Raw genomic sequence first — 15106 nt, 5'->3', positions numbered from 1 at the left:
GCTATGTTGTGGAACTCCCCTTGCAGAGCCTAGTTATTTCGTCCGTAGTAGAGCTTCAGGTTCGTTACATCTACCAGATATAAGGTGTCAATGCCCTTCGGACTGCGGTCTACCGCCAGCCGTTCAACCGGGATACCCGGTGCAAGCGGGCTCTCTGTCCAGCCTCCGCCGGTATTCACTGCCATGAACGCCCGGGCCTCTCCACTGCTTCGGACATAATAGATTCTGGCGGCTGTACCGGTCCAGGTCACATCGATCGCCGCGTTGGTAGGAGCAGCGTTATAGACGGTCTGCAAGTTCCAGCCTCCTGTACCGTAAGTGGCCTGTTTCACAGCAAAGATAGTGCTGCCCTCCTCACGATAACGGTAAGCGATCACCGGACGGCCCGCTGAATCAAGCGTCATCTTGGCGCTCTGTACGCCCGGACCGCCGGGGTCACTGCCGCTCTGCACATAGGCTTCGCTTGGAGCCATAGGCTGCACAATATCCGCCGTAGTCAGGGAGACCGGAGCTGCAACCGGAGTACCGTCTGCTTTGCTGAACACACCCGTGGACGGGCTGTACTTCAGGTAAGACAATTGATGGCGCAGCGGGCTGGCGGCGAAGTACGCCCACTCGAACAAGATATGCAGATCGCCGTTCGCATCAAAGACCAGGTCATCCGGATAGACAGAACGGTTCAGGTGCGCTGCAATGATTTTGACCTGAGTCCATACGGAATCGGCATTGTTCCAGCGCAGCAGAACGGCCTCTCTTTTGCCGGCCGGGTCTTTGTCAGCGCGCACCAGTAAATACAGATCTCCATTCGGAGCTGTCGTCACTACCGGATAGGTTATCATCATGCCTGCGGGCAGCTCGGCCGAGTGGTTCTGCGGAATCCCGCCTACAGTATCTGAGCGGTAATAGCGCCAGGCATTGCTGTGCATGGAAGCAAAAACGTGGAACCGCCCGCTCCCGTCCCTCGCCATAGAAGGCTGGTTATGCCCGAGATCGTCCAGATATTCCGCAGGGGTTGTCCCATCCATGAGCGGAAGCTTGCTCCATATTCCATCGTTGTCTCTTCTTGCAATAGCTACCGTATGCTTACCGGGAATCGCCCCCGGGGCGTTATAGGCCATATAGGCATACTCATAGCCAAGCCCGTAAGTGGCAATAGGAGACCACCATCCCGCCTGATTGCTGGAATCCATCGGAAAAGGCACCTCCTCCAGCACAGCCGCCGCGCTCCCCGCCCCCGCAGGTAGTATAGTCAGCAGCATCGTCATAATTAGAGCAAGTATCCAGTGTTTGATCTGCTTCAACGATTACGCCTCCTTCATCTCTTCGCCTTCCGTACATAAATAGATACTGTGTAGCAATGTAAACGCATACGGATTTCTCCGGCCCCGCCTCCCTGTACTAGCAAATATCCTGGTATTCGCGAGCTTAGTCCTAATGTGACATGTGCTACTGTACGCTAGTTGCTAGTGTTACTGGCCCAAGAATAGCATGCTGCTTAAAGGATTGTTACTGTACTATTGCAAGATTGCTGTAACTGACGGCTTTTATAGAAACAGCTGCACCAAGCTGCATGAATGCCCACTCTCTTTTACTCTTCGCTTACTTTTAGCGGCATCCGGCGTAGGGAGGGGCACTAGTGCTCCTTATTTGCTCGTTTTGCTCGTATCCGGTAAATTCGGGTGCACTAGTGCACTATATTTGCCCGTCTGGCCCGCATTCACTGAATTCAGGAGCACTTGTGCTCCTCATTTACGATTGCCGCGTACATTCGCTTAATTCAGGTGCACTAATGCTCCTCATAGCTCTCCCTCAACAAGACTTTGCCCACTAACCTTCGGGTTCAACCGATTACATCCAGTTTTCCGCATACAATTGGCCACTCAATTCGGTTTTTCACATACATCCTTCCCATCTGCCCTCCCGCTTCTCCTCCATCCACACTCAACCCAAGCTACGAAATGCATCTCTTAAAGCACAAAAAGCCCGGTTTCCCGGGCTTTTCTAGAAGATTTCACACGATCACACATTCACACCACCACGCGCATCATTCGCTCTTCAGCCAGCCACTCACTTCCGCACCGTTACTGTCATCTTCGCAGATCTGGACTCGCCTGCCGCGTTCAGCAGGACGGCTTCGTATTCATAGGTTCCGGGGGGTTTGCCGGAGATTGCCGTGACTGCGGACTGGGCATCCGGGTTATGCGCCTGTAGAGTCTGTGTATCAACCAATACGCCATTTTCATACAGCCGGTATTCAGTCGCATTCGTTCCCCACCACAGATTCATCGTAACCGCATAGCTGCCATCCCCATCCCAGTTATCGCCCGATAATACCGCTTGCCCAGGAGAGGCATCGGTGACTGTCACCGTCAAGGGTGCGCTTGTTACTGATCCGTGCGTGTTGCTCAGCTCCAGCGTATAGACGTAAGTCCCGTTCGGTCTGCCGGCAATATCGATCTGCACGGACTGGGCGGACGGTGACTGGTCTGTCAGAGCGCCTTCTTCAAGCATTTCGCTATTCTCATAGAGCTTGAAGCGGGTGCCATTATTGCCCCACCAGAGATTCATCGTAACCGTATAATCGCCATCCCGCAGCCCTGTATCATGCCCGTTATTATCTGACAGCACTGGCATACCTGGAGCGCTGTCCGCGAGCGGTATTCCCTGACTGAGCCATGCGGCCCATCTCGTTAGCACATTCCCTTGTTCCACCGTAAAAGCCGCAGCGGCCCCAGAGCTGACCTCCTGGCTGTATGCTGCAAGCAGCGAGCGGGCCTTCGCCCCTTCACGCGCCACCGCCGCTTGCTCCGCCAGCATTAACTTACTGGCGAGCTGCTCTGCAAGCGCCGCTGCACCCGGGTCTGCCGATTCACCCGCGAAGGCCCGGGTCAATTCAGCCAGACTCGCAAACGTAGCGTAAATACTGTAGCTGAAGTCTACACTAGTCTCACGGCCAGCAAGGTCGCTGACGGTGGCCGTTATTTTATGCAGACCCGGTTCAAGTGTGTATGCAGGTACATTAAGCAACCCGCCGCTTAGATCTGCTACACCGGACACCGTATCGGAAGCCGTATAGCTAAGCTCGACCTGCTGGTCAATCGTATACTGTGCCTCTCCCTGAATGACGACCGCCGGAGGCGAGAGGTCAACCGCTACATCCAGCGTCTGCTCAGCCTCTTTGTTTCCAGCTTTATCCACACTCCAATAGGTCAGGGTGTGCTTGCCCTCCTCACTTATCGTCAGCTTGCTGCCGGCCTGAAGCTCCCCGCCGTTCACCTTGAAATACGTCTGGTCAACCCCGGACTGCTCATCGCTCGCGGTGAACGTCACTTCTGCCGCCGATGTGTACCAGCCGTTCTGCTCTGCTCCCTTCACTGCCGCAGCCGTATGCGGCGGGGTCTGGTCCGCTTGTTCTCCTCCCAGAGTAACTAAGGCGGACAACGGAATATTCAGCTCCTTCACCAGCCCCGCTACCAGCTCCGAGACCTTAATCGCACCGTTCATCTGCAGATGGGTGTTGTCCTCCGTGGTTCCCGTCCACATGAAGATCGACTTGGTGCCCTCTGTGCCCAGCTCCTGAAAATACTCCCAGCTCGCTTGATTCAAATCAACCAGCAGCGTCCCCGTCTCCTGCGCCGTTTCCTTCATCGCCTGCACGTATGCCGGGAAGCTTTTGTTCAGCACTTCACCACTGAAATCCCTCCGGTTCACTGGTGTAACCAGGACTGGAATCGCACCTCTCTGCACAGCACCGTTAATGTAATCCTCCAGATACAACTTGAACTGTTCCGGGGTAAGATAACGTTCCGGCCGGGAAGGCGTGGAGTCGTTATGTGACCACTGCATGAACAGATAGTCTCCTTCATGTATACCGAGCAGAATATTATTGAGATATCCGCCGTTCAGGAAGGTTTTGCTGCTTAGTCCGCCGACTGCCCGGTTATCAATGCCGATCTTCTCTGTGTCAAAATAACGGCCCAGCGTCTCGCCCCAACCCGCCTGCGGACGGTAGCTCTCCGCATAATTGGCCACTGTAGAATCGCTCGCCAGATAGAGAGTTGGCTTATCGGCCGCCCCCTGCTCCGGCAGGCGCTCGATCTTCAGCGCGTTGATCTTCGGCGTACTGCCGGAGAAGCTGAAGTTAAATACGCCATCGATCAGGGCGACATCATATGTCACTTCCTTGAATTGGCCTGAGGGGATGGTGGTGGCCGGCAGTTTGTTCATTTGCTCCACCGTAACATCGGTCTGGGTCACTTCTTGCGCATCCCCAATGGTCATCGTCACACGGTAATTCGCCGGCTTCATCTCCACTACGAAAGAGGTCCCGTTCACACGGGTGAAGTCCTCTGTCAGCAGATTGCCGGTTCCCCGGTTCTCGTCCTGGACCAGCGCGGTGTCGGCGAACCCGTAGCCGTTCCCTTCCACGTAGGCCCGTTTGGCATCCACCTTCGTATAGCCGTCTGCTGCGCTGCCGGAGCCAAAATCAAAGGAATACGCGCTAATATCCCCAGCAGGCTCACGGGTCAGTGAGTCGAGTGCAACGGTCAGCATATTCACCGTATGATTGATCTGCGCCTGCGAGGCTGTTGTTCCGATCAGCGCCTCGGCAGCGCTCAAGGCTCTATGCACCACAGCTACAGAGGCTTCCGTGTAGGATGTGAGGTCGATAGCCTTCACTTCCTGATGCAGCGCAATCAACGCCGCCATATCGCCTGCTGCCACCGGCAGCTTGGTGCCCTCCATTTTCACGTTGTCGATCCGGGTGGTCCAGTTCAGCGTGCCTCCTCCTCCTTTGCGCGTACCCAGGAACCGCAAGCCCCTAACGTTATTCGCATAGACGCCAGGACTCAGCGGAATATCACGGATCGTCTGGGTGACACTTGGGTTAGCGAGACTTGTTAAGGTGAGATCAAGGGTTTTTCCGGCAAAATCAATCTTCAGCTTAACATTTACCCACTGATTCTTGGGAATAGTCGTAGCGGTCCCGCCCCCTGGAATGGCAGTGGTGCCGGTACCATAGTCTGGTGTGTACGGGCCAGTAAAATAATGAATGTTCGTATTCGGACTTGCCGCTCCAGTCTTGGTGAACAGGGTGAACATCAGATTCTCATTCGCATCCTGCAGACTCAGATGCCCCTCCGACGGGACAGCGCCCACATTGCCGGAATGCCAGTTGAAATCGACATTCACAATGTCACCGTTCACCGCATCGAACAGGCGGAATACCTTGGCGCGGTTGCCGGAGCCGGAACCCGTCACAGATAATACCTTGTTCCCGTTCTCTTCTGTAACCGTCCCCGCCATCGTTCCGGCAGTGCCCGTAGCATTCACCATCGAGTATTGTGCAGCGGCCGGATCGCCCTCGAAGTTCTCCTCGTAACGTTGTACCTCCGGCTCTGGCTCCGGTTCCGTGATCCCGGGATCGATCACAAAGGGGGATATACTAAGGTCCATCTCCTTCACTGCGCCCGCTACCAGACCGGATATGACCTGCGCGCCGTAGGTGCTGAAATGGGTATTATCGCCGACCCCGTTCGGGTACTTCGGATATTCTCCCGGATTGGCATAGAGGAAAATCTTCTCCGTAGCGGCCAGGCCGATCCGGTTATAATCTGCAATACTCAACTGGCTCAGATCGATCAGCGGCACGTTCAGTCCGGCTGCTGTTTCCTTCGCCGCCTTCACATATTCAGGGAAGCTTACGTTGAATTCCTGAGTGATCGTATTGAAGTCCCTGCGTCCTACTGGCGTTAACAGAACCGGAGTCGCTCCGCGCTGCTTGGCTCCGTTCACATAGCGGGTCAAGTACGCTGCATAATCTGCCGGAGAGGCATAACGGTCAGGAATGCCTGCGCTGGCATCGTTATGACCGAAGGAGATGAAGAAGTAATCACCCGGCCTGATCCGCTGCAGAATACTATCCAGACGGCCATCCACCATGAACGACTTGCTGCTTCTGCCGCCGATGGCATCATTCTGGATCGTTACTCCGCTGCTGAAGTATTTACTGAATTGCTGGCCCCAGCCTTCCTGCGGAGCCTGCATTCCGCTGTAGGACTGCATCGTCGAGTCACCAGCCATATAGATGGTTGTTCCGCTTCCCGGGACCTTCTGCGGGTATTTCTCGATCTTAATCTCCTGCACATCGGCAGCCGTGCCGGAGAAAATAAACTCTAACTGGCCATCCACCACTGCAATGTCATAGGAATAGAGCAGTGGTGTGCCGGCACGGACCTGGGTGAGCGCCAGCTTTTGCACAAATTCAGATTTGACCCCTACGTTCGAGTCTCTGTCTCCGCTGCCCAGCTTGAGCGTCACCTTGTAATTGGCATCCGGCAGGTCAACCGCAAACTTGGTGTTCTCCGGCAGGGAAGCGTGGCTTGCGCCTAAGGTGATTCCGCTTATGCTCTCGAAACCATATCCCGTTCCCTCCGTGTACGGCGTAGCCTGCACAGAAGTTGTTCCGGCTGGCGGCTGCGTACCGAACCCGAAGTGGTGGACCTGCTCCAGCGGTTGCGGTGCGCCGGTCAGTGTCAGATTTGCTTTGGGAAATGCCGTTGCCTCCGTCCCGAGATAGAAGCCGGTATGCGGCGGCTGGTTGTACGCTACATTCTGCCAGGCAATCCCCAGCCGGTACACCGGATCTTGCATTAGTGTTGGAATTCTGTAGGTTGTAGGAATCGTAGTGGTATAGAGTCTGTACTCCTTACTGTCTTCGCTGCGCAGCAGCAGCTCTTCGCGCCAATCGCCCAGGATGTCCGCCTGAAGTGCCGGATTGCCTTTGGTATGATTATTGGTTAGCGCACCCGCCGCCCGAAAAATCTCCTTCAGCTGCTTCTTCCGGTAATCCCACTTGTAAATGAGCGGAATGCCTTCCGCCGTCGTGTTATTCCAGTCGTGGTCGAACAGCTCCCGCTGAAGATCCCCATCCCACCAGATTGCAAAATTCGCGCTTCGCGGGACTTCGTTCTGCTCATAGATCACCTCACCGTCCGCTGCGTAGCCGCGGGATAACGGGTCCATCTGCCCGTTCACAATCGTGGATGCCCAGGACTCATAACCGGGATGCTCCGGATCGATATCCGCCGACATGCCCCGCCCGGTATCTTTTCCGGTAAATTGGCCCCAGAGGATCTCTCCTGTAGCGGCATCGCGCATCTCCAGTCCGTAAGCAGCATCCTTATGCTCATGCACACTGACGACCTGATACCCTTCCCGGTTCGGATCTAGCTTCCCGGCGTGCATCGCATCTCCATGTCCAAGTCCGGTGCTGTAGAGCAGCGTGCCGTCATCGTCTATCGCCAGCGCACCGTACATGATCTCATCCCGGCCGTCACCGTCTGCATCCAGCACACTCAGGTTGTGATTACCCTGTGCTTCATATTGTGCGCCAGCTTCATTCGTGTCGAAGTTCCAACGCTTCACCAACGCGCCATTCGTGTAGTCATATGCGGTAAGCGTTGTCCTTGTATAATAGCCACGGGCCATTACAACGCTTGGCTTCACACCGTCCAGGTAAGCAATCCCGGCCAGGAACCGGTCGACGCGGTTGCCATATCCGTCTCCCCAATCGCTTACATTGCCTCTTGGCGGATCATAGTCCACCGTAGATACAGCAGCACCCGTCTGGCCGTTGAACAGCGTCAGATATTCCGGCCCGCTGAGGATGTAGCCTCCGTCATTACGGTAATCCTTGGTGCCGTCACCGATGACCATACCTTGGCCGTCTTTGGTGCCGTCCGCTGTCTTGACCACGACCTCAGCTTTGCCGTTGCCGTCCAGGTCATACACCATCAGCTGCGAATAGTGCGCCCCGGCCCGGATGTTCACGCCAAGGTCAATGCGCCAAAGCTTGGTGCCGTCCATTTTGACCGCATCGATGTAGACGTTCCCGGTATAGCCGGCTTGTGAGTTATCCTTCGAATTGCTGGGACTCCACAAGAAAACGATCTCATATTCCCCGTCCCCGTCCAGATCTCCAACAGAGGCATCTCCGGCATAATAGGAATACGTCCCCCCGTCTTTGGTCCGGCCATCGGCAGGCTTATCCAGCGGAATCGGCAGATAGTCGTTATGCCACACCGCTGCCCGCCCGGGCTGCATTTCCTCCTTCCCCGCAACAATCGCAGAAATCTGGTATTGCGAGCTGTCCGCCCCCGTCGTATCCACATAGCTGGTAGAGTCTACGATCGGAGCCGGGTTCACCTTGATCCCGTTTTTATAAACATTGTAAGCGATTTCATCTGAATCCGTATTCAAGTACCTCCAGCTCAAAAAGACGCCGCCATCCGTTAGAACCGCCACCAATCCACGGTCCAGATATTCTGCCTGCCTGGCGGGAAGATTTCCGGTAGAAGCTGCATGTGCCGGAGCGGGCGGGAGAGCAAGCGGTAAGACCAGCAGACAGGATAATAAGAATGTGAGCAATGATTTCTTAAGCGACCTCTTTTTTCTAACCATGGACTTAACTCCTCCTATGATTCTAGATTTCCATTCAGCGGCCTTACACCACACCACTAAATATGCACAAGTGTATCAAATAATGGGAATCCATTCTGCTCAAAAAAAAGCACTTTCAGCCTAGAATCGACTTTTATAACGGGTAAGTTAAGTTCCAATATGTGGTATTATAGTTTGATATGATTGGTTGGGAGGGTGTTTATGGAAAAGGCACAGGGAGATATGAATGAACGAATTGATCAAGAATATGTACATATTCTTTTCGGCATGTCGGATGCGGGTTCCTTAAAAGTAACGCTCAGCGCCCTCGGCATACGTGAGACAAGCCAAGTACTGTCTTTTAATGAATTGTTCTCAATTGGGCCCTTATCAGGCTTGGATACAATACCCGGAATGCAGAACAGGCATCTATGGATGATGGAACGTGATGAGGATTACAGCATCAGCCAGCATTACAACCAAGAGAATCAGCTTGTCCGCATGGCACAGACCGTGAAGAGCATCCCGCACCATGCCATAATTGTCATTTGGGTGGCGGATAATGCGCATGACCAGACCGGGCTGCGTTTCGTATTGCATTTGTTGCGGGATCGTATACAGCCGGTGCATATGGTTAATGTCACAGAACAATATCAATCAGCTGGGATTCATGGCACGGATGGTGTCGTACCCTTTTATAGCGGCGCCATCGATCAGGAGAGTTACTTGCTTATCGTGAAAAAATATAGTCAAGGCCTCCCCCTTGAATCTAATCAGAGAAAGGAATACGAAGCAGATTGGCTGAGGCTGGCGGAGGAAAATCAAATGCTGCGTCTATGGGAAGATGCTGCCATTATTAGCTATGATGAAAGCGCGCTGGATGAGGTAATTCTTAGGTCCGTTATTGAACTGGAAGTGGAGCAAGAGCGCAATCAGGTCAGGAAGGGATTAAGTTAATATTAATAATTCATCAGTCATACAAATGGTCAAAAAAATAGCGCAGCGGCCCTCCTTACGAGAGAGCTGCTGCGCTATTTGATTATTTCATATACAACTCCACCAGCTTATAACAACGCTCCTTCGTCACTGAAGCCAAGGTTGCCGCGTACTCCAGCCCCTCCATCGTTCCGCCCTTATATTTGGCAGCGGCTTCCTCTGCCGCCTTATCGCGTTCTTTGATCCAGCTTAGCTGCTCCTCTTTCAGTTTCGCCATATCGGCTTCGGGAAGCTGCGCTTTAAGCTCCTGGTAGATTTCATTCAGCGCCTTGTCCCAGCGCTCATGCTCCTTGGAGGCCGCTTCCTTCATATCTGCCGTTACGCCACTGTCCGACAGCGCCTTCAGATCGCCAAGACCCGCTTCAATCTTATCCAGCTTGTCAAAATAAGTCTGCCGCTGCGAATCCCCCGCCGCCGCACTGGCCTTCGGCGTGGCTTCCGGTGCGGTCGTCTGCGCTGGTGCCTGTGCCGTAGCTTCCGGTGCAGGCTCTGCGGTAGCCTCAGCTGCCGGCTCCGGCGTGACCTCGGGTGTAACCTCAGGGCTTGCCGTCGCTGCTTGTCCGGCCTCTGGAGTAGCCGCCGTACCGCCATTTGCCGCCCCGTTATTGCCGCAGCCAGCCATTAACAGACTGGAGATGAGCATGGTAGTCAGAATTGCTTTGCGCATAAGTCCTCATCCTGTCATTGGTTTATAGTCGAGACTCTCTTGCATATCGGCTTTTCAAAAGCCGCTTGAGAGTTATTACCTGATTTCACCCGACTGTAATCATTTTTGTGAGACGCCCGGTGCTGCGGCAGGCCGGATATTGCTGCTTGACAGCACTTTATGATCGGAGTAGTATTTTGAAATACTCCTACTTGTAACAAACTACAACGAAGCATTACACACTCACAGAAAGGCGGTTCACCCATGATTGAAGCATTACGCAAGCTCGGCTTATCCGATCTGGAAGCCCGCTGCTATCTCGCGCTGCACGGCCAGCCGCCCTCCTCGGGCTATGAGGTCGCCAAGCAGGTGTCCGTGTCCCGGTCCAATGTATATGCCGCGCTGCGCAGTCTGGTAGATAAAGGAGTCTGCCGGACAATCGAAGGCGAGCCGGTTACCTTCGCTGCAATTCCGGTAAGGCAGGTCGTTAAGCTGCTTCAGGCGGAATTTGAGCGCACCGCCCGCCTACTGGAGAACGAGCTGACCCACCTGCCTGCCGCACCGCCCTTCTTCAGCAACTGGAAGGGAGACGCGCAGGTGGATCTGGCGGTAAGGCGGCTTGCTGCCAATGCCAGCACGGAGATTCTGGTAGATATTTGGGCGGAGGATTTGCACCAGATAGAAGACACACTTCTTGCTGCCGAAGAGCGGGGAATTACCGTCCACCTGATGGTGATAGGTGACATACCTACAGCGCTGTCGCGTGTCATTGTGCATAGCGTACCTGCAGGCGGGCCGAAGGCCGCCCGGAACTTCTCGCTCCTGCTGGATAAGGAGACCTCGCTTCTGGGCAGCTTCACCCGCCATTCGCAGGCTTCGGCGCTGGAGAGCAACCATCCGGCTGTGCTGGATGTGCTTCAGACGTCTTATTATCACGATGTCGTGATGATGCGCATAGAGCAGGATTTCGCCACGGAGCTGGAGGCGCGTTACGGCAAGAATTACTCCTTAATATTCCAGGAACACCCTGAGATGCGCGGGCGGAAGCCGGCCCCCGCAACTGAACCCCATCCCTATCGCTTGGAGGAAGACACCCGTTGAATACATTGAATACACCAGATATGAATACTCCACGCTCGTCTGTACTGCATAACCGTTCGTTCCTGCGCCTATGGATTGCGCGGATCTTCTCCACCAGCGCCTTCCAGATGCTGTCGGTGGCGATTGGCTGGCAGATGTATGCGTTGACCGGCAGCGCCTATCAGCTTGGACTGGTCGGGCTGGCCCAATTCCTGCCCATGCTGCTGCTGACATTGCCTGCCGGACAGACGGCAGACCGCTATGACCGCCGAACCATTGTGTTCCTGTGCCAGCTGACAGAGTGCCTCATCGTGCTGCTGCTCGTCTTCGGCAGCATCGAAGGCTGGCTCGGCGCGGTCCACCTGCTGGCAGCCGCAGCAGTGCTTGGCGCGTGCCGTACCTTCGAGAGTCCGGCCTCGGCGGCGCTGGTGCCGGACATTGTGGATCGGGATCAGCTCCCGAAGGCAGCGGCCTGGTCCGCGTCTGCAATGCAGACGGCGATGATCGTCGGCCCGTCCCTCGGGGGCGTCCTCGTGGTCTGGGGTACAGCTGCCGCTTATATCGCCTCGCTTGCCGCGTTGCTGGTATCTACAGTGCTGATCTTCTTCGTCAAGACTGTTCACTTCGTCAAAAAGCTGGACGCCGTCAGCATGGACACCTTCCTCAGCGGTCTGCGGTTTGTCTTCGCCCGCAAGATTATCCTGGGTACGATCTCGCTGGACTTGTTCGCTGTATTGCTTGGCGGGGCCACGGCACTGCTGCCAATCTTCGCCGAGGATATTCTGAAGACCGGCTCGCTCGGTTTGGGCCTGCTGCGCTCTGCCCCGGCGGTAGGTGCGATCATCGTCTCGCTCATCCTGACCCGCTATTCGGTGGAACGGGCCATCGGCCGGATGCTGTTCGCCTCGCTGGTCGTCTTCGCCCTGGCCACGATGCTGTTCGGCATCTCCCACAGCTTCTGGCTGTCCCTGTTTGCGCTTGTTCTGATCGGCGGCTCGGATGTTGTGAGTGTCGTTATCCGCTCGACACTGGTGCAGGTCAACACGCCGCAGGAGATGCAGGGCCGGGTAAACGCAGTGAATTCGTTATTCATCGGTACCTCGAACCAGCTTGGCGAATTCGAGTCCGGCACGATGGCCGGGCTGGTCGGAGCCGTGCCTGCAACCGTCATCGGCGGAGTGGGCACCCTGATTATTACCGTGCTCTGGATGTACCGGTTCTTCCCGGTTCTCCGCACCCAGAAGACGTATACAGCGGAGGAGATTTGAACGATACAAGGGGCTGCCAGATTGGCAGCCCCTTTTTAAGAACCTTTATGTTTTGGGGCCCCGCAAAGTATCTGAATAGACTCCGAAGCTTAAACTTCACTTTGTGGAGATTTTTATTAGTACTCTCCCTTAATCACAAAAAACGATCCGCGGATTGTTCCGGCCAGCTTCGACTTCTGCCGCGCGAACTTGAACTTGTCCGCCAGCTCCTTCGGAATCTCCATTCCCTCCGAGAGCTTGAACCCAACCGCCCGCTTCTTGGGGTCATCCACTGTGTACATGACGTTAAGCGCAAGACCATCCTCATAGAAAACGTAGGCAAACCGGATGTTCTCGACCTGGAACTGCGAGGTTTCCAGTGGCTTGGCAGCAAATTCAAGACCCCGCTCCTTGCTCAGAATCCCGTTCACGTAATCCAGCGTATCCTGGCTTTCACTGGCCGGCACGACTGTGAATTCATGCTTATATTTGTTCATGAAATAGCGCGCCTCATTCGCACGCAGACCCGCCAGCGCCTCAACAACGGGCGACGATTCCAGACCTTGCACAGACACCTCTTTGAAATCAACGGTATATGCCATAGTTAGTTTATCCTCCATTAAATTACTTAATTTCTGACGACAGGAATCCACATTTCACCATACAGCGAGTCGTCCCGGCTGCCCATCTCCACAGCCGCATTCGGCCCTCCTACGTAGGCATATCCTTCTGCTTGCGGCAAAGCTTGTCCGAAGGCCAGGCCCGTCAAGGTGTTGCTCAACTCCTCCGTCGTCGCTCCTTCTCCTGCCACTACAAGGTATTCCCCCTTCGGGAACTGGATCACCCGGGCTTCCTGCGGAACCTGTGCGGCTACACCTGCCATCACCCCGGCATAATGCATCATCTTGCCGTTCACCGCTTCGTTCACCACAAACACATAGTCATTCGCCGCAATCCCTTTTAACAAATCGAGCCTGCCATCTTCACTGACCGCCTGCCAAAAATCCGCTTTCTCCTTATAAATCCCGGCATAATCCGTGTAATCACTCTTAAGATCAACGCCCAGACCAATCACCGTAAAGCTGTCTTTCTCTGCAATAGTATACCCTGCCATTGTCATATCCCGCCTTTATTCATATTTGTGTTCCTCACCTGCTATGTATATGATAACCTTGAATCATGTCAAAAAATGAACCTGTTTAGGAGCCGCCATGAAAAAAGTAGAACGGATCAACATCATCATGCGGTACATTAACAATCGTGCCCATTTTACGCTGACGGAAATCATGCGGGAATTCAATATTTCGCGTTCAACCGCCCAGCGGGATATCCGGGAGATTGAGGCGCTCGGAATGCCGCTGGTCGCTGAGGTGGGCCGGGATGGTGGGTATTCCGTTATGCGTAACTCTATCCTTCCGGTGGTCCGGTTCACGGATAACGAGGTCAAAGCGCTGTTCATTGCCTTCATGGCGACAAGAAACGGCCAGCTTCCTTATCTCAGGAGCCGCCAGTCGCTGACGGAGAAATTGCTGGGGCTCATCTCGGAGAATCAGCAGGAGGAGCTTGTTCTTCTCAATCAGATCCTGCTGTTCGAGGGCACCCACCCGGGCAATCCCGATCTGCTGGACCTGTCCGATCTCCCCCACCCTATGCTGGACAAGCTGATCCGGCTCCTGCTGGCGGACCGATATCTGCTAATTACCTGCCGGGAAGACCAGAAGGATATCTCTTATGCTGTGTATCTTTTACGTCTCTACCAGGAGAAAAGCCTGTGGCTTATCGAGTGCTTCGACCTGGACGCCTCCAGGAAACGGATCATCCCGGTTGATCAGCTAACGGATGTCATCCCCTCCCCGGGTTCCAACAGGCCAAGCGCGAAAAAAATTAAGGAGAAGCTAAGCAAGCAGCAGGTGAAGAACAACCTTGTCCTGGAGCTCGGTCCCCGGGCCATTGCCCAATACCGCAAATATCACCCGTTCAGGGTGACGCTGTCCTACACTAACCCCTACCAAACTACCGCTATTCTGAAAATGGAGGTCGAGGTGAACCGCACGGAGGAGCTGAAGGAAGTCACAAATTGGCTGTTGTTCCTGGGCGATGATCTTACGATGAAGGAAATTCCGGATGAAGTTAGGGCGGAGCTGCAGGCGAGAGTTGAGCTGTTTCATCCTTAGGAAGCGCGCGGCTCCATGTATCCGGTTTAATACGAAAATAAAAGTATCGGAAAATGCGCCGCAGACTGGATTTTGACAAAAAAAGACCCACCGCCCCAAAATAACGTTTCGTTTTTTTTGAAAAAGGAGAGACTATTGGATAGGATTTAATTGCACGCTATATCCTAACTGCTGGATATATTGCACGTACCGATCCAACGGGTTTTTCTTGGACGTCTCATCGCCTAGTGAGACGTCTATTTCTTGGTATGACCTTTTCTCCCGCATCAGGGCATGGAGGATTCGAATCAGCAAATGCGCGGTGGCGACGTTTGCTTTTTTATCTCCCCGTCTCTTACGTATTCGTCGAAAGAATTGGCCGATCCGGTTCGAGGAGCGAGAGTTCGCCCAAGCCGCCTGACACAAGGCCCCTTTCAGATGCTTGTTCCCTTGCATCGTTTTTGACTTTTTTCGCTTTCCAGCACTTTCGTTGTTCCCTGGACACACCCCCGCCCATGATGCAAACTGCGTATCACTCGGGA

The 15106-nt window shown here is 54.4% G+C and carries 10 protein-coding genes; 4 read left to right on the top strand and 6 right to left on the bottom strand.

Annotated features, from left to right (window positions below):
* Positions 1 to 29 precede the first annotated feature (29 nt).
* Both ACFSX3_RS29220 and ACFSX3_RS29215 read right to left on the bottom strand, forming a co-directional pair.
* On the bottom strand, positions 30 to 1301 hold the full coding sequence (locus ACFSX3_RS29220) for a BNR-4 repeat-containing protein (RefSeq protein ID WP_209990588.1): 1272 nt from the start codon (positions 1299 to 1301) through the stop codon (positions 30 to 32).
* A gap of 766 nt (positions 1302 to 2067) precedes the next feature.
* A complete protein-coding gene (locus tag ACFSX3_RS29215) occupies positions 2068 to 8463 on the bottom strand; it encodes a rhamnogalacturonan lyase family protein (protein ID WP_209990585.1) in 6396 nt (2131 codons plus the stop codon).
* A gap of 201 nt (positions 8464 to 8664) precedes the next feature.
* On the opposite strand from ACFSX3_RS29215, the gene ACFSX3_RS29210 reads away from it, so the two are divergent.
* Positions 8665 to 9399, top strand: coding sequence for a DUF1835 domain-containing protein (locus ACFSX3_RS29210; protein ID WP_209990582.1), 735 nt, complete (start codon positions 8665 to 8667; stop codon positions 9397 to 9399).
* A gap of 82 nt (positions 9400 to 9481) precedes the next feature.
* On the opposite strand, the gene ACFSX3_RS29205 is transcribed toward ACFSX3_RS29210, so the two are convergent.
* Complete coding sequence (locus ACFSX3_RS29205; protein WP_209990579.1) at positions 9482 to 10105, bottom strand: lysozyme inhibitor LprI family protein; 624 nt, start codon at positions 10103 to 10105, stop codon at positions 9482 to 9484.
* A 243-nt stretch (positions 10106 to 10348) separates the two neighbouring features.
* Between ACFSX3_RS29205 and ACFSX3_RS29200 the strand changes: the two genes are divergently transcribed.
* Positions 10349 to 11185 carry a TrmB family transcriptional regulator gene (locus ACFSX3_RS29200; protein WP_209990575.1) on the top strand — a complete coding sequence of 279 codons (837 nt, stop codon included), beginning with the start codon at positions 10349 to 10351 and terminating at the stop codon, positions 11183 to 11185.
* A complete protein-coding gene (locus tag ACFSX3_RS29195; RefSeq protein WP_209990572.1) occupies positions 11182 to 12432 on the top strand; it encodes an MFS transporter in 1251 nt (416 codons plus the stop codon). The genes ACFSX3_RS29200 and ACFSX3_RS29195 overlap by 4 nt, the downstream gene beginning before the upstream one ends.
* A 116-nt stretch (positions 12433 to 12548) precedes the next feature.
* On the opposite strand, the gene ACFSX3_RS29190 is transcribed toward ACFSX3_RS29195, so the two are convergent.
* Together ACFSX3_RS29190 and ACFSX3_RS29185 are read right to left on the bottom strand one after the other, a co-directional pair.
* A complete protein-coding gene (locus ACFSX3_RS29190; RefSeq protein ID WP_209990570.1) occupies positions 12549 to 13013 on the bottom strand; it encodes a phage tail protein in 465 nt (154 codons plus the stop codon).
* A 26-nt stretch (positions 13014 to 13039) separates the two neighbouring features.
* Entirely contained in the window at positions 13040 to 13525 is a 486-nt protein-coding gene (locus ACFSX3_RS29185) for a GyrI-like domain-containing protein (RefSeq protein ID WP_209990567.1), read from the bottom strand.
* A gap of 97 nt (positions 13526 to 13622) precedes the next feature.
* Here ACFSX3_RS29185 and ACFSX3_RS29180 point away from each other — a divergent pair, with 97 nt between their 5' ends.
* Positions 13623 to 14585: a helix-turn-helix transcriptional regulator gene (locus ACFSX3_RS29180; protein WP_209990564.1), complete on the top strand. Its 963-nt coding sequence runs from the start codon at positions 13623 to 13625 to the stop codon at positions 14583 to 14585.
* Positions 14586 to 14717: 132 nt separating this feature from the next.
* Here the strand turns inward: ACFSX3_RS29180 and ACFSX3_RS29175 are convergent.
* Positions 14718 to 15106: transposase (locus tag ACFSX3_RS29175; RefSeq protein WP_379313604.1), on the bottom strand; the 389-nt coding region annotated here is incomplete at its 5' end.

This window comes from Paenibacillus rhizoplanae, from assembly GCF_042684125.1.
In the GTDB taxonomy this organism is placed as follows: domain Bacteria; phylum Bacillota; class Bacilli; order Paenibacillales; family Paenibacillaceae; genus Paenibacillus_AQ; species Paenibacillus_AQ rhizoplanae.
The sequence above is the reverse complement of the archived record's forward strand: the minus strand, read 5'-3'. Positions and strand labels throughout refer to the sequence as shown.